19 protein-coding genes are annotated in these 16,162 nt (G+C 37.4%); 3 read left to right on the top strand and 16 right to left on the bottom strand.

The window, feature by feature from the left end:
• Nucleotides 1-349 precede the first annotated feature (349 nt).
• The 5 genes from CBW18_RS13720 to CBW18_RS13700 all read right to left on the bottom strand — a co-directional run bounded on the left by CBW18_RS13720 (nt 350) and on the right by CBW18_RS13700 (nt 4,209).
• On the bottom strand, nt 350-913 hold the full coding sequence (locus CBW18_RS13720; RefSeq protein WP_088301912.1) for a hypothetical protein: 564 nt from the start codon (nt 911-913) through the stop codon (nt 350-352).
• Nucleotides 914-989: 76 nt separating this feature from the next.
• The gene (locus tag CBW18_RS13715) at nt 990-1,382 is read right to left on the bottom strand and encodes a DUF1634 domain-containing protein (RefSeq protein WP_253249037.1); all 393 of its coding nucleotides are present in this window, start codon (nt 1,380-1,382) and stop codon (nt 990-992) included.
• Nucleotides 1,382-2,215, bottom strand: a complete 834-nt coding sequence (locus CBW18_RS13710) for a sulfite exporter TauE/SafE family protein (RefSeq protein ID WP_088301910.1) — start codon at nt 2,213-2,215, stop codon at nt 1,382-1,384. The genes CBW18_RS13715 and CBW18_RS13710 overlap by 1 nt, the downstream gene beginning before the upstream one ends.
• A gap of 129 nt (nt 2,216-2,344) precedes the next feature.
• Complete coding sequence (locus tag CBW18_RS13705; RefSeq protein ID WP_088301909.1) at nt 2,345-2,944, bottom strand: hypothetical protein; 600 nt, start codon at nt 2,942-2,944, stop codon at nt 2,345-2,347.
• 8 nt (nt 2,945-2,952) lie between these two features.
• A complete protein-coding gene (locus CBW18_RS13700) occupies nt 2,953-4,209 on the bottom strand; it encodes a prephenate dehydrogenase (protein WP_088301908.1) in 1,257 nt (418 codons plus the stop codon).
• 170 nt (nt 4,210-4,379) lie between these two features.
• On the opposite strand from CBW18_RS13700, the gene CBW18_RS13695 reads away from it, so the two are divergent.
• On the top strand, nt 4,380-4,991 hold the full coding sequence (locus CBW18_RS13695; RefSeq protein WP_088301907.1) for a hypothetical protein: 612 nt from the start codon (nt 4,380-4,382) through the stop codon (nt 4,989-4,991).
• A gap of 33 nt (nt 4,992-5,024) precedes the next feature.
• On the opposite strand, the gene CBW18_RS13690 is transcribed toward CBW18_RS13695, so the two are convergent.
• Together CBW18_RS13690 and CBW18_RS13685 are read right to left on the bottom strand one after the other, a co-directional pair.
• A complete protein-coding gene (locus CBW18_RS13690) occupies nt 5,025-5,630 on the bottom strand; it encodes a YiiX/YebB-like N1pC/P60 family cysteine hydrolase (protein ID WP_253249036.1) in 606 nt (201 codons plus the stop codon).
• A gap of 38 nt (nt 5,631-5,668) precedes the next feature.
• Nucleotides 5,669-7,012: a deoxyguanosinetriphosphate triphosphohydrolase gene (locus tag CBW18_RS13685; protein ID WP_172406532.1), complete on the bottom strand. Its 1,344-nt coding sequence runs from the start codon at nt 7,010-7,012 to the stop codon at nt 5,669-5,671.
• Between the two features lie 169 nt (nt 7,013-7,181).
• Here CBW18_RS13685 and CBW18_RS13680 point away from each other — a divergent pair, with 169 nt between their 5' ends.
• Both CBW18_RS13680 and CBW18_RS13675 read left to right on the top strand, forming a co-directional pair.
• On the top strand, nt 7,182-7,565 hold the full coding sequence (locus CBW18_RS13680; RefSeq protein WP_140418683.1) for a hypothetical protein: 384 nt from the start codon (nt 7,182-7,184) through the stop codon (nt 7,563-7,565).
• 14 nt (nt 7,566-7,579) lie between these two features.
• Nucleotides 7,580-7,774, top strand: coding sequence for a hypothetical protein (locus CBW18_RS13675; RefSeq protein WP_088301903.1), 195 nt, complete (start codon nt 7,580-7,582; stop codon nt 7,772-7,774).
• A gap of 115 nt (nt 7,775-7,889) precedes the next feature.
• On the opposite strand, the gene CBW18_RS13670 is transcribed toward CBW18_RS13675, so the two are convergent.
• From CBW18_RS13670 to CBW18_RS13630, 9 genes are all read right to left on the bottom strand, one after another.
• Nucleotides 7,890-8,168 carry a hypothetical protein gene (locus CBW18_RS13670; RefSeq protein WP_140418682.1) on the bottom strand — a complete coding sequence of 93 codons (279 nt, stop codon included), beginning with the start codon at nt 8,166-8,168 and terminating at the stop codon, nt 7,890-7,892.
• Between the two features lie 202 nt (nt 8,169-8,370).
• Complete coding sequence (locus CBW18_RS13665) at nt 8,371-8,616, bottom strand: hypothetical protein (RefSeq protein WP_088301901.1); 246 nt, start codon at nt 8,614-8,616, stop codon at nt 8,371-8,373.
• A gap of 98 nt (nt 8,617-8,714) precedes the next feature.
• Entirely contained in the window at nt 8,715-9,020 is a 306-nt protein-coding gene (gene rpsJ / locus CBW18_RS13660) for a 30S ribosomal protein S10 (RefSeq protein WP_008244591.1), read from the bottom strand.
• A gap of 68 nt (nt 9,021-9,088) precedes the next feature.
• Nucleotides 9,089-11,203, bottom strand: coding sequence for an elongation factor G (fusA, locus tag CBW18_RS13655; RefSeq protein WP_088301900.1), 2,115 nt, complete (start codon nt 11,201-11,203; stop codon nt 9,089-9,091).
• Between the two features lie 130 nt (nt 11,204-11,333).
• Nucleotides 11,334-11,801, bottom strand: coding sequence for a 30S ribosomal protein S7 (gene rpsG, locus CBW18_RS13650; protein ID WP_056097505.1), 468 nt, complete (start codon nt 11,799-11,801; stop codon nt 11,334-11,336).
• 17 nt (nt 11,802-11,818) lie between these two features.
• A complete protein-coding gene (gene rpsL, locus CBW18_RS13645; protein WP_010599925.1) occupies nt 11,819-12,232 on the bottom strand; it encodes a 30S ribosomal protein S12 in 414 nt (137 codons plus the stop codon).
• 275 nt (nt 12,233-12,507) lie between these two features.
• Entirely contained in the window at nt 12,508-12,963 is a 456-nt protein-coding gene (locus CBW18_RS13640) for a hypothetical protein (RefSeq protein ID WP_088301899.1), read from the bottom strand.
• 264 nt (nt 12,964-13,227) lie between these two features.
• Nucleotides 13,228-14,544, bottom strand: a complete 1,317-nt coding sequence (gene ahcY / locus CBW18_RS13635; RefSeq protein WP_088301898.1) for an adenosylhomocysteinase — start codon at nt 14,542-14,544, stop codon at nt 13,228-13,230.
• A 160-nt stretch (nt 14,545-14,704) separates the two neighbouring features.
• The gene (locus CBW18_RS13630; protein WP_088301897.1) at nt 14,705-16,153 is read right to left on the bottom strand and encodes a M28 family peptidase; all 1,449 of its coding nucleotides are present in this window, start codon (nt 16,151-16,153) and stop codon (nt 14,705-14,707) included.
• Nucleotides 16,154-16,162: the final 9 nt, after the last annotated feature.

Genomic DNA, 16,162 nt, shown 5'->3' with positions numbered 1-16,162 from the left:
CAGGCCTTTAAACCCATAGTTGGGTAATCCTGTTTATATCATTTATTTTTGTTTTCCTGCTTAAAATACGTTGTCTTCAGCTACTTAGCACCATTCCGCTCTAAGAGCAAAGATCATATAGATGACATATTCATACATTCACAAAGCAATTGGCAGGAGCAATATCTTTTTTAGCCAAGAAATATTCGCACAAAGCAGAATATAAAAATATAAACTCATCTGTTGGAAATATAAGAATCAGGAAAAAGTTCATCCCTGTTCCGCTATTTCACAGGCCTCACCATGAGAGCCCAACTCCATATAAATAAGGCTTGGTAATGATGTAGATTTATCCCCTTTCATTCCTGCATCAGTCACGCTTATCATCTTCATAAAAATAATAATTTCCAGGCCCCAGGTTTTTATCCAAAGTGGCCAAAATTCTATTGATTGTATCATCATCATCATTTGGACCGGGATAATAAGCAGGAACTCCTTCTTCTCCGAACGGAAGATCAGTAATTTGAATCCGGTCATCGTCTTCCTCAAGTATAAGCTGACCTATGGCCCAATCTTTATGGGGTTTAAAGCCACAACTTTCAGCAAATGCTTCTGCACCATATAGCATATTATGAACCCGGTTGTATTCAATTTCTTCACCCTTTATATATGCGATCAGGTATTGAACTTCATCTAAAGGGATATTAAACTTAAAAGCGGAATCTTTAATGCCTAAACACTTAAAGTCAACAAGGTACATGCCTATTGTAAGATTTCCATTAATGGGGATTCGGCTTACAATCACATTTGCAATACCACTTTCCTCCCAGTTGGCAGAGATATAGCATTTCCCGAGCTGGAGCTGTCGGGCACGGGATTTTATAAAATTTTCAGGTTTCTGAAACAGCTGAACTATCTTTCCAGACTTTGCCATTTTGGTGATTTTATATACAATCTTAAGCGTTTAAACTTAATTTTAATATTTTTTTTCAACAAATAAGCTATTTGACTTAATGGGCCAGTCCTCCATTCAGACTAATGGTAATAATGGACAAGATAATTAGTCCAATCAATACATACAAATAGTCCTTTTCAATTAAAAAGCTGAAAATGGCGAAAACGATGCGGGCTACCGGAGTAAAAATCAACATCAATATACCAAATTGTACAATGGCATCACCATGAAAAGTAAGCAGGCCTTTGAAAATAGCTGAAATAGATGAAAAACCAGCCAGTTCCGGCTTAAATACTTTATAATCGGTTATCACACCATTTTGATGAATGAGAAAGATAATCCCACCAATGAGCACAATGGTCATCGATATGATTACACCTGCACGCAATAAGGTGCCCAGTATAACCTGAATATCCTTATCATTCATATTTTCTTTTGATGCTGCCATTATAATCCGCTTATTCCTTTGTAAATCATTTGTAATGCTAAAAATGTTACCACTACAGCAAATACAATTTTCAATTTATCTGTTTTGGCTTTTAATAAAACTTTTGAGCCAACGGTAGCCCCAGTTAATACGCCGATACAAACCGGCATGGCGATACCCGGATCAATTTGTCCGCGATGTAAATAAACAATAGCACTGGCAGCGGCGGTAACGCCCATCATAAAATTACTGGTCGTGGTAGAAACTTTAAAGGGTAAACGCATGATATTATCCATGGCGATTACCTTAAGGGCGCCACTTCCTATTCCCAGCAAACCTGAAAGTGTGCCGGCAAAGAGCATCATTAAAAAACCAGCTGGAACGTGTTTTACGGCATAAGGGTGATCAGTACCTTTATCAGGATATGAACCATTTAGTTTAAAAAATTTGGCCCACCGGTCAGTGTCATCTAAAGTAGTATGATCTACTTTTTTCTTTAAAGTCATAATAGCAGAAAAGATCAGGATGCAGCCAAATATGATAGCGATGTAATTGGCATTGAGGTAAACAGCTACAATGGCACCGCAAATAGCGCCCACAGTAGTTGCAATTTCCAGAAACATCCCAATCCGGATATTGGTGATTCCTTCTTTAACATAAGCTGCTGCTGAACCGGATGAAGTTGCTATAACCGAAACAATGGATGCGCCAATTGCATAATGAATATCAACACCCAGTGCCAGCGTAAGTAAGGGTATGATAATTACACCACCACCTAAACCAGTGAGTGAGCCCAGTAAACCGGCTAAAAAAGCCCCTAATAAAACGATAATGGTAAACAATAATACCGACATGCCGGCAAAGATAATGTACTGATTTTGTGGAAACGAAAGATTAACAGAATAAAATAAAATCTATATATAAAGGGGATAAAATAGATTTTCATAAAAAAATCATCTTTATGCTTATTTTTAGAAGCCGATCTATAAATTAGATTTGTAATACAATTTACTTTCTTGATTCAGGTTCACTGTACGAAAACACCCTAACACTTCGAAAGCAATTTGCCTAATCGTTTCAGGGATTGGGTTAATCGTTGTTTTATTACCATTAGCATCAGTAATTTTCCATCCTGATGTATCAAATAATAAAGGATCGTTATGGGCTGCTGATTTTATGATCTTGGCCCTTGTAAAGGCATTACCATCCGAATCAATCATCACTTTTTTGTTATTCCACCAGTTTTCGTAAGATACCTTCGCCAATTCGAACTTATGTAACCTGGCTAAATATGTCCAGCCCTTTTCAGTGTGGTGTTCTAATTTCAATAAGCCAATAAAATTAGTAAGGCTTTTTGAATCATACCTTTCTGAACTGCAAAGAAAATCAAGATGCGTTAGCTTAAGTTCATTTAATAATGATTTAGATTGATTTGAGTTGTGAAAAATTAAAGCAATCTTTTCAGCTATTAAATGTATAACTTTTTCATTCCCGCTATCGTAATCATTACAAAGAATATCAATATTTTTTAATTGTTGCTGCAATAACGAAACCATTTCTGGTTTATTTAAAATAGTCTTCATATAAAAAACTACTTCCCTAATCGCTTAATCAACTCTGCACTTAAATCCCGTCCATCATTTAAACGGTTTGCAAAAAAAGATTTCGCGGCTTCAAAATGCGCTTTATAACCTTTTAAATCGCCATAACCAATAATCGATGCCCATTCGTGTACGGCGGTATGAAACTCTAAATCATCGCCACGAATAGATTTATCATATAATGCCGTATGAATAGATTCTTCGAGCATTTCCTCATTTTTAAACAAATATTCAGCAATGCCCAACCTCAATTTAAATGGCGGTGTCTGGCAAATTAAATTATCATAAGGGTTTACACCCATTTTATACCAAGCGTAAACCATACTCAATAAACTCAGGTGCGAATTGGGTTTTTGTTTATGAGCGGCATCAGACAGGCTAAATTCTTTCATAATGTTATCATCCAGAAGCAAAAGGCTTCTGCTTTCGTGAAAAACAAAATCACGGGCAGCATAAATTTTAGATCGAAATTCCGTTTCATTTTCACAAATCATCAATTTATACAATTCTGACTCTGCCTGTGCATAATACTTTACCTGCTTTTGTGCATATGGATTTAAAATAGCTAAGCCTGCATAAATATGTGATTTGTAACTAAAAATGCGCAGTGTGGTTAAAATCTTCACATTATCAATTCCACCAGCATAAGCCGGATTATCCCAGGGGAAGAAACCTGCATTTTTCCAGGCTGAGCCCATGCTTTCAAACCCCATATGCGTAACGGCCTGCGTATCGGCGACGATCCGGTCGTGTTCGCGGTAATCATCCATCTCGATAATATTCGATTTTAAAGACTTATAAATCTCCAGTGCCCTTGCGTAAACCTCGTTGGTTGCACGGTGCCTAACCACAACCAAGGTTTGCCCCTCAGGACTAAAAGCCGGGCCATGCAAAGAGTGACAGGTTACGATTTGCGTATCTGTTGGTAAATGTTTTTCAAAAGCTGCAATTTCAGGATGCTTTACAGAGGTTTGCCCGGAAACAATGGCACCAAATTTAGTTGAACGTGCAAAAGTAGCCACCACTTCATCAATCTTCTCTGCCTCTACACAATAGATAATAAAATCAGATTTTCGGGCAACCTCATGCCCATCGGCTAAAATTTCAATGCCTTTAGGTTCAAGCTCACTTTTCAATTCTGAGTAGCGTAAGGGCATGTCTGCACCACACACTTTGTAACCTGCATTAAAAAACGAAATGGCGTATAATCTACCCATATCGCCTAAACCGATAATTCCTATTTGCATGTGGCAAATGTAATCTATCACGATTAATTTATAATAAAACGCCGATAAAATTGTTAATTTATAGATTATATCACATCATTTTTATAACTAAGCCAAAAGATAAGGTCATTTAGATGAGCTCATGATGGTATAAAAATGTAGTTTTACACTTTAACACCTATAATTTAACTATGCAAAAACTTAAACCAACCCTGTTATTTTTAGTAGCCATGCTATTGGTAAATATCGCATTCGGGCAGGCCAGACAAGACACTTCGAAAAATACTGATCCATCTCTAAACGGCCAGTATAATTTTATGCTGAAAAAATCTAAAAGTTTATATGGTTCAAAACTGATTAATCCATCCAGGTTATCTGCTTTATGGAAAAGCGTTAATGATACATTAAGAAAAGAGCGAAAACAACTTCAGGAAGCTAAAAAAGAAATAAAGGGACAAAGTGATAACATTGCCAGTTTGAAAGGCGAAGTTACGGGCAAAGAAAGTTCGCTTGCTCATGCAACGGCATCTGTAAATGAAATCAAATTTTTAGGGATCGCTTTTGATAAAGGTACATACAATACCATCGTTTGGGCAATCATTATCATACTGGGTGCCGGTTTGGCCATTGTGATCTTTCAATCCGGAAAATACCGGAAAGAAGCCACCTACAGAACTCAACTCTACCAGGAAGTTGCAGATGAATTTCAAACCCATAAGGTTAAAGCCAAAGATAAAGAAATGAAACTGGCCCGTGAATTACAGGATGAGCGTAATAAATGGGATGATACAAGAGGCAGATAATTTATATGGTTGAATTTCATCAATTAATAGGATTTAATTGATGAAATTCCCTATTAAAAATAATTTATTACTGGCTGCTAAACCATTTGGGTTACAGCCTAACTTCCCCTCGGGAACTTCAAGGTTTTGTTTTTTATAAAACTTAATCCAAAAATCATCCGGTTTTCCGGTTTTTGGATTAATAAAGGTCATTGGTTCCAGCGCAAATATTTGATTTTTTCTAAAACACCTTTCAATAAAATCAGAGCAATAGTAAGAACTGTCATTCAGAATATATGTCCAGTTATACGGCTTGCCTAACATCTTCTTGGCAGATGAAATGGCATCAGGAATGGCCTGATCAAAATTATTCTTTAACCTATAAACGACTATTTTATTGTCTGCCGTTTTTTCCGACTGATAAAATGCTTGCATATTTTCTCTTATGCTTCCTTTTTTTGAAGAGGCATGTAACACAAATATGGAATCAGCACTTTTTTCAATGATTCCGATATGATCGAAAGCGATAGCATCTCTTTTTTGCGTCACCCGGTTAATGGCACCTGATAGGTTAGCTTTTTCGGCACCCACAAATATTAAATCTCCATTTTTTAAATCACGCAGGGTAATGGTTTGTGCATTAACGTATGAGGAGAGCATTAATAGGCAGGTTATATATATTAATAAACGCTTCATGATTATGTTTCTGATGGAAAAGAAATGCCTTTAATATTCCGGTACAAATCTACCGCATATAAATCTGTCATACCTGATACAAAATCTAAAACGCTTTGCGTACGGGAGTAGATATCGGTTAAATCGGTATGGTATTGCTTAGGGATAAGCTTCACCAGTTTTTGGTAATAATGTGTGTTGTTATTGATTAATGCCGGCACAAATTCTTCTAGTAAGCCTGCCATAATTTTATAACCAGCCACTTCTTTTTGAATAACAGATGAAAAATTATAAATCCTTTCTACCGATACTTTCTCAATCGCTTTCCAGGCCGTTAAATAGGGTTCTGGCAGAAGATCTGTTAAGCTGTTATTCAGTTCACCTTTTAGCAATAATTCCTGCTCTTTAAAAAATATTTCTGCACAAATGTTGGTGAGCGTGTTGATCGCTTTAGCTCTTAGCAAGCCAATTTTTGCATCATCATCTTCATAATCATTTTTTAATCGGTTTTCAATGGTCTGAGAATTGGAAAAAGGCAGCAAATAATTCTTAACTTCCTCATATGATAATATCTTTAAGCGATGCGCATCTTCCAGATCAATGATGCTATAGCAGATATCATCGGCGGCCTCTACTAAATAAACCAAAGGGTGACGTTTATAAATCAGATATTCACTTTCTTCCTGAGCCAGATTTAACTCTGATGCAATCTTTCTGAAGGTTTCTTCTTCTGACTGAAAAAAACCGTATTTCTTCCGGTGTAAAAGTTTTTTCTGCCGGCCAGCTATTGATGCGCAGGGATATTTTGCAATCGAGGCCAATGTGGAATATGTTAAGGCATAGGCATCGTTTCCTTTTCCTTTCAAAGGGTGCGTCAAAATCCGAATGGCATTTGCATTCCCTTCAAAATAAATAAGGTCGTGCCATTGCGAATCGCTCATATCCTTTTGATAGATTTGTCCATCCCCATCGGTAAAATAACGTGAAATTGCCGCTTCTCCCGAATGTCCAAAAGCTGGATTACCCAGGTCGTGAGCCAATGCTGCAGCTGCTACAATATTGCCTACTTCATTTAGCAAGGGCACTTCTTTAAGTAAAGATGGCTGATGTTCTTCTAAATTATTTAAAAAAATATTGGCCATAGAGCGGGCCACACTTGCCACTTCCAAACTGTGCGTTAAGCGGTTATGAACAAATACACTCCCCGGCAAGGGGAAAACCTGTGTTTTATTTTGCAAGCGCCTGAATGGTGATGAAAATATTAACCTGTCATAATCCCGCTGAAAATCAGAACGAGCCTTATCCCGATCGCCAGTCCAGCTTTCCTGTCCGAATCTTTTATTTGATAATAGGTATTTCCACTCCATCAGATGCTTACTTTTAAATTTCGCCCGAAGTTAAACAAAAGAAAAAACTCGTGTTGAAATTTATTTATGCAATTATCTTATTTGCCTGTTCGTGAGATACAACATAAAGATCTGCCAGATTTAATACAAACCATTTGCTTGGCAGGATGTTCTTTATAAAAACATGATTATGAAAACGAGTATTTATAATAAGGACGAACATACCGAAGGTTACTTCGGAAATGGTAATACCGATAAAAAATCTGACCTTCAGAAAGCACATGAAAAAGGTAATGAAGGAAATGAAGTTACTGCCTTTGGGCGGGCGCCAATAGCCGAAGAAAATGCAAATGGTTTTAATGATGGGAATATAAATGCACGGGATGGGTTTGATAATTCAGGTACACAAGGCAAGGATTCATTAAGCGATGATACTTACAATAGCACTGAAGCGCAACATACAGTTGAAAGTGCTGCAAGCAAAACCGGTAGTTCATCTGAAGATTTTAAAGACAATAAAGATTCAATTATCAAAAACCGTGATGAGGATGATGTGCTCAATACGGGAATTTAAACTAATAATATATCATGGGATTACTAAAGTATGCCTTCGTTGGCGCAGCAAGTGTTTATGCACTTCATTATATCACTAAAAAAAGACTCAGTGATGGAAAATCATTAGTGGACGATTTAATAGAAAAAGCACCGGAATTAATTAAAGAGGTGAATCATCTCAGCCAGAATATTAAGCAGGATTACCGGCAAACCACCACACTTTATTAATAATTTTAATAGCCAATACTTAATCTGGAATTGGATATCTTATTAATAGTCAGATTTTAGCTTAAAGCATAATAAAAGGGATTTTCAATAGCTTTTAGCTTTTCCCTTTTATTATTTATAAATCTTTGCCACCCAATCCCTTTTCCTGATTACTGTTCCGGTGATCAGGATTGTCACTTTTACTTAAATTTAAATTTTTAAGATTTCCGTTTACATCCTGATCATTTTCTTCTAATTTCGACAAATGATTTTCATCCGGAGTATTCTTCCTTCTGAACGGCGAATCGCTAACGGCATGACCATAGGTAGCGTTGTCATTGTCCCACTCTATATTATTATGATCAAGATCCTGCTTATTTTTCTGATCATTATGTGCGTTCTGTGAGGTGCTCATCTTTTTAATTTTTAGTTCACTATTCATTTGACAACATAGCGCTGACTTAGAAAGTTTGGTAGATTTTATTTTATTTCTTTAAATGGTTATTTTGGGCGTACTATTTAATCTCCGTTTATTTATAGTCAGGCAAAGGAATATCATTTAAAACGAGCATAAGAAAATAAAAAGAATACGCTCAACAGGCAGAAGTTATGCCACCTTATTTTACACCTTCAGATTGATCTATTTCGCCTTCTGGATTGTCAACATCACCTTCATCTGAACCATTTTCATCACGGTGTTCAGGGGGATGTTCCATCCTGCTTTCTTCCAGATCTGAGAAATCACTTCCTTTCTGATTGGCAACTTCACCATGTGAGGAAGGTTTTTTTACTGTTTCTTCTTTCGGATCAGCAAAATCCTGCCCCTCAACCGGCAAGCTTTCTTCTTTTAATGGCTTTTTCATACTTATTAAACCTGTGTAATTACTTTTTGTTTGAAAATGACCGGGCACAAAAAAAGGCCGCAATTTAACATTACGACCTTTCTTAATTTTTAAATCAATTAAACTTTGATTTCAACTTCAACACCACTAGGTAATTCAAGTTTCATTAAAGCATCAACTGTTTTAGAGTTAGAGCTGTAAATATCTAATAAGCGTTTGTAAGCGCATAATTGAAATTGCTCTCTGGCTTTTTTGTTTACGTGTGGAGAACGTAAAACAGTAAAGATTTTTTTCTCTGTAGGAAGTGGAATCGGACCACTTACAACTGCACCCGTAGGTTTAACAGTTTTCACGATTTTCTCAGCAGATTTATCTACCAAGTTGTAATCGTAAGATTTTAATTTAATTCTGATTCTTTGGCTCATCTTATTTTTAATTGTGATTCCCTGTTAGAGCTATTAACAACAGGAACCGGATTTATCTTGAGAATTAATTAGTCTTCAGATTTTACTCTTCCTTTGGATTTAGCAATTACTTCATCCTGAACGTTTTTAGGCGCTGGCTCGTAATGATCAAATTCCATTGTAGAAGTTGCACGGCCTGAAGTGATGGTACGTAACTGCGTTACATATCCGAACATTTCTGAAAGTGGAACCAATGCTTTAATTACCTGAGATCCGTTACGGGTATCCATACCTTGTAACTGACCACGACGACGGTTCATATCACCGATTACATCACCCATGTTTTCTTCAGGGGTTAAGATTTCGATTTTCATGATTGGCTCCATCAAAGTAGGTTTACATTTAGGTAAAGCCTCACGATATGCCATACGGGCAGCAAGCTCGAATGATAAAGCATCTGAATCGACTGCGTGGAATGAACCATCAATCAAACGTACTTTCATATCAGGAAGTGGATATCCTGCTAATACACCATTTGACATCGCTGCAGCAAATCCTTTTTCTACTGAAGGAATAAATTCACGTGGAATTGAACCACCTGTAATTTCGTTTACGAATTGTAAACCACCTTTTTCGAAATCAGTATCAATTGGCGAAATGATCACCTGAATATCTGCGAACTTACCACGACCACCTGATTGCTTTTTATAAGTTTCACGGTGTTGAGTGGTACCAAAGATAGCTTCTTTGTAAGCTACTTGTGGTGCACCTTGATTAACCTCTACTTTAAACTCACGTTTTAAACGGTCGATTAGAATATCTAAGTGAAGCTCACCCATACCAGAGATTACAGTCTGACCAGTTTCCTGATCTGTTTGTACCCTGAATGTAGGATCTTCTTCCGCTAGTTTAGATAATCCCATACCTAATTTATCCACGTCAGCCTGAGTTTTAGGCTCAATAGCTAAACCGATAACCGGCTCAGGGAATACCATTGATTCAAGAACAATTGGGTGTTTCTCATCACAAAGTGTATCACCTGTTTTGATATCTTTAAAGCCCACTACCGCAGCAATATCACCCGCACCTACATTAGGAATTGGATTTTGCTTGTTAGCGTGCATCTGGAAGATACGGGAGATACGCTCTTTGTTATTTGAACGGGTATTGTAAACGTATGAACCTGCTTCTAAATTACCAGAATACACACGGATGAAACATAAACGACCTACGAATGGGTCAGTTGCAATTTTAAATGCCAATGCTGCAAACGGCTCGCTTTCTGATGGTTTTAATAAAACCTCAGCATCTGTATTTGGATTAGTACCAACCACACCTTCAGAATCTAAAGGAGAAGGCAATAATTCCATTACATAGTCAAGCATAGTTTGTACACCTTTATTTTTGAAAGATGAACCACAAACCATAGGAACAATTTTCGCATCTAATACAGCTGCACGTAAAGCGTCTAAAATTTCACGTTCAGTGATGGAGTTTGGATCATCGAAGAATTTCTCCATCAATGTCTCATCATAATCCGCTACAGACTCCAATAATTTCTCTCTCCATTCTGCCACCTCATCCAACATATCTTCCGGAATCGGCACTTCAGTGAAAGTCATACCTTTATCGTGCTCATTCCAAACAATACCACGGTTGTTAATTAAATCAACCACACCAGTAAAATTATCTTCAGCACCGATAGGTAACTGTAATGGAACTGCATTACTACCTAACATGTCTTTAACCTGCTTAACTACTTTTAAGAAGTCAGCACCTGAACGGTCCATTTTATTAACAAATCCGATACGGGCAACATTATAGTTGTTAGCTAAACGCCAGTTGGTTTCTGATTGAGGCTCAACACCATCAACTGCAGAGAATAAGAATACTAAACCATCTAATACACGTAGTGAACGGTTTACCTCAACGGTAAAATCCACGTGTCCTGGTGTATCAATAATATTGATATGATAGTTTTGGTTTCTATATTTCCAACCAACAGTAGTTGCGGCAGAAGTAATGGTGATACCACGCTCTTGCTCTTGTGCCATCCAGTCCATTGTTGCAGCACCTTCGTGCACTTCACCAATTTTATGACTTACACCAGCATAATAAAGAATACGCTCAGTTGTTGTAGTTTTACCTGCATCAATGTGAGCTGCAATTCCAATATTTCTTGTAAATTTTAAATCTCTTGCCATTGTATTTTTTTTGATTTATCTGATTTTAAATGATTACACCGATTATGTTAAAAACAAATCGGTGTAATTTATTTAATCAGTATAATCTTCTAATTAAATCTGTGTAATCTTACTAATTTGCTAATCACTACTAGAAACGGAAGTGAGAGAACGCTTTGTTGGCTTCAGCCATTTTATGCGTATCTTCTTTCTTCTTAACAGCAGCACCTTCACCTTTAGCAGCAGCAACGATTTCGCCAGCTAATTTCTCTTTCATCGTTTTTTCACCACGACGACGGGCATATAAAATTAACCATTTCATACCCAGAGCTGTTTTACGTTCTGGTCTAACCTCAGTTGGAACCTGGAAGTTAGCACCACCAACACGGCGAGATTTAACCTCTACAGCCGGCATGATGTTAGTTAAAGCACGTTTAAATATCTCTAAACCGTTTTCACCTGCTTTTTTCTCAGCAATTTCAACAGCGTCATAAAAAATAGAATAAGCGATAGATTTTTTTCCATCGTACATCATATTGTTTACAAAACGAGTTACCTGAACATCGTTAAATTTTGGATCAGGAAGAATAATTCTCTTTTTTGGTTTTGACTTTCTCATTTCTTATTTCCTCCCGATTATTTCTTTTTGCCTTTTGCAGGAGCTGCAGCAGCTTGACCTGGTTTAGGACGTTTAGTACCATATTTAGAACGACGTTGGTTACGACCAGCAACGCCTGATGTATCTAATGCACCACGGATAATGTGGTAACGTACACCTGGTAAATCTTTAACACGACCACCACGGATCAATACGATTGAGTGCTCCTGTAAGTTGTGACCTTCTCCAGGAATGTATGCATTCACCTCTTTACCGTTCGTTAAACGAACACGGGCTACTTTACGCATTGCTGAGTTTGGTTTTTTAGGGGTAGTGGTGTACACACGTGTACATACACCTCTTCGCTGTGGACAGCTGTCCAACGCTGGAGACTTACTCTTGAACTCCAGTGCTACTCTACCTTTTCTAACTAATTGTTGAATGGTTGGCATTGTGCTTTTTTATGTTTTTTATTGAAAATTTTACCGCTCCCCCGGCATCCTTACAGATAGCCCATAAAACGGACTGCAAAAGTAGAACAATTCTTTTTAAGAATCAAGGGGTTAGAAGAAAAAAATAACGATAACGCTTTTTCAAATATGCTAGTGGTTTGATAAAGTGTCATTCACCGGAATAGTTTGGGCATAAACAGATTATGATGTTAACCGTTTTAAACTAACAGTATTGTCTGCTTACTTTGTTTGTAACGATCAATATAAAGGATCAGTTAATTGCAATCTGTAATTGAAGCTTCAGTTTCCCTTAACTTATCAACCAATTCTTTAATAGCCGCCGGAGCCTTACCGTAATCGAAAGTAACTTTTTTTGATTTTCCATTTTCGATTATCCTTACCCATTCAGCTCCTCCATCTGCACAATCAGGACAACCTATTATATCCGGCAGTTCAAAAAACTCACTTTTAATTAAGTTTTTTATGGAAGAAAGCTCTTCATTGGATAGTGATTTCTGACAGCGTTTAACATCAGATTGATCACTGTTTTTTTTCTTCTCCAAGGAAACCTGATTAGATGTGATGGCCATAATTCTCACGCAATATCCCCAACACATTCCGAAAGAGCTTCCATATTCAATTTTATTTAAGGAAGCATGGGCACCCTTTTTACAAGAACCAACACCCAGTATCACGATTAATGTGGCCAGTAAAGTTAAAATTTTCTTCATCTTTAGTATTTTTTACCAATACGTTTAAATAAACACTTTCGCTACAATAACTGGATATGATGCAAACAGGTGAATGATAAATTTCAAATTCAATCAGGTATGCAAATGGGCTGAAATCCATCAAATGAGGAAACTATTGATATTTTAGCTACCGGGTTTTATATTTAAAATCAGAATTACAACAAAAAAAAGGGATATGCAATGTGCACATCCCTTCTATTTTTTTAGACTCCTGACTCTGTACTACAGACTCAAAACTAATTTTTAGTAACGATATTCGTCTGATTTAAAAGGACCTTCCACCGGAACACCAATATAATCAGCCTGGTGCTGATCCAAAACATCTAATTCTACACCGATTTTAGCTAAGTGTAAACGGGCAACTTTTTCATCCAGATACTTAGGCAAAACATAAACTTTGTTTTCATACTTATCTGTGTTTGTCCAAAGTTCTAATTGAGCCAGAGTTTGGTTAGTAAATGAATTACTCATTACGAAACTTGGATGACCTGTTGCACAACCTAAATTTACTAAACGACCTTCAGCCAATAGGATGATATCTTTACCTTCGATCGTATACTTATCTACCTGAGGTTTGATCTCTACTTTAGATGAACCATATTTCTCGTTTAACCAGGCAACATCAATTTCATTATCGAAGTGACCGATGTTACAAACAATCGCCTTATCTTTCATTGTTAAGAAATGTTCTCCGCGAACGATATCACGGTTACCAGTCGTGGTAACAATAATATCTGCTTCTTTAACAGCTGTAGCGAATTTTTTAACTTCATATCCTTCCATTGCCGCTTGTAATGCACAAATCGGATCAATTTCCGTTACGATTACACGCACACCTTGTGAGCTTAAAGATTCTGCAGAACCTTTACCCACATCGCCATAACCACAAACCACAGCTACTTTACCAGCCATCATGACGTCAGTTGCACGACGAATTGCATCAACCAATGATTCGCGACAACCGTATTTGTTATCAAATTTAGATTTCGTTACAGAATCATTCACGTTAATTGCCGGTAAATGCAATGTTCCGTTTTTCATTCTTTCGTATAAACGATGAACACCAGTTGTGGTTTCTTCTGATAAACCTTTAATTGCAGCAATAAGTTCAGGATATTTATCGAAAACCATGTTGGTTAAATCGCCACCATCATCCAGAATCATGTTTAATGGTTGTTGCTCCGGACCGAAGTGTAAAGTTTGCTCAATACACCAGTCGAATTCTTCTTCATTCAAACCTTTCCAGGCATAAACCTGAATACCTGCAGCAGCGATTGCAGCGGCAGCATGGTCCTGTGTAGAGAAAATATTGCAAGATGACCAGGTAACTTCAGCACCTAATGCCACCAATGTTTCGATTAAAACAGCCGTTTGGATGGTCATATGCAGACAACCTGCGATACGTGCACCTTTTAACGGTTGCGTAGGACCAAATTCTTCACGTAAACTCATTAAACCGGGCATTTCTGCTTCGGCTAATTCAATTTCTTTACGGCCCCATTCTGCCAGTGAAATGTCCTTAACTTTATAAGGAATGTATGTTGTCTCTACTGATGACATAATTATTTGTTTTTAAATGTGATGCAAAGTTACGGCATCGCTTTGTGAAAGCCAAATAATTAAAGACACTGGCTCGTTTATACAATGTAAAATAGTGTGATTATCATTTCTTTCTGTAAAGGAATTAGCCTTTATCTGGATCCTTTATTTTGGCCAGATTTTACTTCCACTTCCACTCACCCGCAATGGTGAGCGGTTCCTTTAGGTTCTGGGATTCTAAGAAAGCTTTTAATTCTTGATCTTCCTGAACACCCACCGGTATTTTCGGCGTATTTGCCAAAGCATAGGTAAGCATGGCGCTATAACGAACGGTATTTTTTAATTCCTGTTCATCTACCAGTTTAAACGAATCGCCATCGGAATGATAAAAGGGGCCTGAATTATTTGGCAATTTACCGCCAAAGCCACCTCCTGTTGGGATTCCTTCTAACATAAATGGCTGATGATCGCTATGTAAACCAGCACCCGCATTAAATAAGTTTTTAAAACCGGTGTCTATTTTTACGATATCAGTTCCCCAGGCCGTAAATAAGTCTTTCATTTCGGCACGGGATGTTGAGAATCCCTTCGGATCATTGGTCATGTCGTAGTTCAGCATAAACTTCACCTGGTTGAGCGTTTTATCTTTCTTGGCCTGATCAATGTATGCCTTTGAACCCAGTAAGCCTTGCTCCTCCCCCATAAACAATACAAATTCAACTGTACGTTTTGTCTTTAACTTTAGCTTTTTGAATGTCCGGGCCATATCCATAATGGCGAAGGAACCTATTCCATTATCAATCGCACCTGTTGCCAGATCCCAACTATCTAAGTGTCCGCCGACTACAATTTTATCTTCCGGCAATTCTGTTCCTTTAAACACAGCAACTACGTTTCTGGCTTTAATTAAACCAGAAAAATTAGTCATGGCAATATGGGCTGTCTGCATTTGATTTTTTAATTTTTCCCGGAGGGTCATCCCATCCTCCAGACCGATACAAACTGCTGGAATCGGGATCAGCTTGCCTGTAACAGATGCGGTACCTGTTAACAACACCCCATTTTTAACTGTATTGATGATAATTACACCAATGGCACCATATTTCGTGGCAATAGCAGTTTTTTCTGAGCGGTGTAATGATTTTGTTCCGGTAGCCGAACCAGGTAAAATACCCAAATAAATTAAAGCAATTTTACCTTTAAATTTTTCAGGACTGGCCTGATAATCTGCTTCCAATCCATTACCTGCGTCTACAATTTCACCTGTAACATCGGCACTCACCGGCGAATGCGCCAGGGTTACGGCTTTCATTTTAATCAAACTATTTTTATCGGCGCCAATTTCTACATTGATCGTTTTTCTTGCCCAGCTTTCGACCTCAAAAGGTTGAAATTTAACGTCACAACCATACGATTTTAGTAAATCATAAGCATATTGTTCTGCTTTAGCACCATTTTCCGAACCCGTTAACCTATGACCAATGTTCTCAGTTTCATATTTAAGCGTTTGATAAGCTTTTGAATTTTGCTGAACGTCAGTATTGATTTTTAAGAAGACATTTTCAAATTTATCCTGAGCATTAGCGAAGAAGGTCGTACAAATAATTACTGTTAAGAAAAGGTATTTCATGAATAATGT

It is taken from the genome of Pedobacter sp. AJM (assembly GCF_002197755.1).
Lineage (GTDB): Bacteria > Bacteroidota > Bacteroidia > Sphingobacteriales > Sphingobacteriaceae > Pedobacter.
Note: the sequence above shows the minus strand (reverse complement) of the source record. Positions and strands in the feature narration are given on the sequence as shown.

Excerpts from the sequence above, each read along its gene's own strand:
- CBW18_RS13630 (WP_088301897.1), bottom strand. The coding sequence starts at position 16,153 with ATGAAATACCTTTTCTTAACAGTAATTATTTGTACGACCTTCTTCGCT.
- CBW18_RS13715 (WP_253249037.1), bottom strand. The coding sequence starts at position 1,382 with ATGGCAGCATCAAAAGAAAATATGAATGATAAGGATATTCAGGTTATA.
- rpsG (WP_056097505.1), bottom strand. The coding sequence starts at position 11,801 with ATGAGAAAGTCAAAACCAAAAAAGAGAATTATTCTTCCTGATCCAAAA.
- rpsL (WP_010599925.1), bottom strand. The coding sequence starts at position 12,232 with ATGCCAACCATTCAACAATTAGTTAGAAAAGGTAGAGTAGCACTGGAG.
- CBW18_RS13690 (WP_253249036.1), bottom strand. The coding sequence starts at position 5,630 with ATGCTCTCCTCATACGTTAATGCACAAACCATTACCCTGCGTGATTTA.
- CBW18_RS13680 (WP_140418683.1), top strand. The coding sequence starts at position 7,182 with ATGAAAACGAGTATTTATAATAAGGACGAACATACCGAAGGTTACTTC.
- CBW18_RS13640 (WP_088301899.1), bottom strand. The coding sequence starts at position 12,963 with ATGAAGAAAATTTTAACTTTACTGGCCACATTAATCGTGATACTGGGT.
- CBW18_RS13685 (WP_172406532.1), bottom strand. The coding sequence starts at position 7,012 with ATGGAGTGGAAATACCTATTATCAAATAAAAGATTCGGACAGGAAAGC.
- CBW18_RS13710 (WP_088301910.1), bottom strand. The coding sequence starts at position 2,215 with ATGTCGGTATTATTGTTTACCATTATCGTTTTATTAGGGGCTTTTTTA.
- CBW18_RS13665 (WP_088301901.1), bottom strand. The coding sequence starts at position 8,616 with ATGAAAAAGCCATTAAAAGAAGAAAGCTTGCCGGTTGAGGGGCAGGAT.
- rpsJ (WP_008244591.1), bottom strand. The coding sequence starts at position 9,020 with ATGAGCCAAAGAATCAGAATTAAATTAAAATCTTACGATTACAACTTG.
- CBW18_RS13700 (WP_088301908.1), bottom strand. The coding sequence starts at position 4,209 with ATGCAAATAGGAATTATCGGTTTAGGCGATATGGGTAGATTATACGCC.
- fusA (WP_088301900.1), bottom strand. The coding sequence starts at position 11,203 with ATGGCAAGAGATTTAAAATTTACAAGAAATATTGGAATTGCAGCTCAC.
- ahcY (WP_088301898.1), bottom strand. The coding sequence starts at position 14,544 with ATGTCATCAGTAGAGACAACATACATTCCTTATAAAGTTAAGGACATT.
- CBW18_RS13670 (WP_140418682.1), bottom strand. The coding sequence starts at position 8,168 with ATGAGCACCTCACAGAACGCACATAATGATCAGAAAAATAAGCAGGAT.
- CBW18_RS13675 (WP_088301903.1), top strand. The coding sequence starts at position 7,580 with ATGGGATTACTAAAGTATGCCTTCGTTGGCGCAGCAAGTGTTTATGCA.
- CBW18_RS13705 (WP_088301909.1), bottom strand. The coding sequence starts at position 2,944 with ATGAAGACTATTTTAAATAAACCAGAAATGGTTTCGTTATTGCAGCAA.
- CBW18_RS13695 (WP_088301907.1), top strand. The coding sequence starts at position 4,380 with ATGCAAAAACTTAAACCAACCCTGTTATTTTTAGTAGCCATGCTATTG.
- CBW18_RS13720 (WP_088301912.1), bottom strand. The coding sequence starts at position 913 with ATGGCAAAGTCTGGAAAGATAGTTCAGCTGTTTCAGAAACCTGAAAAT.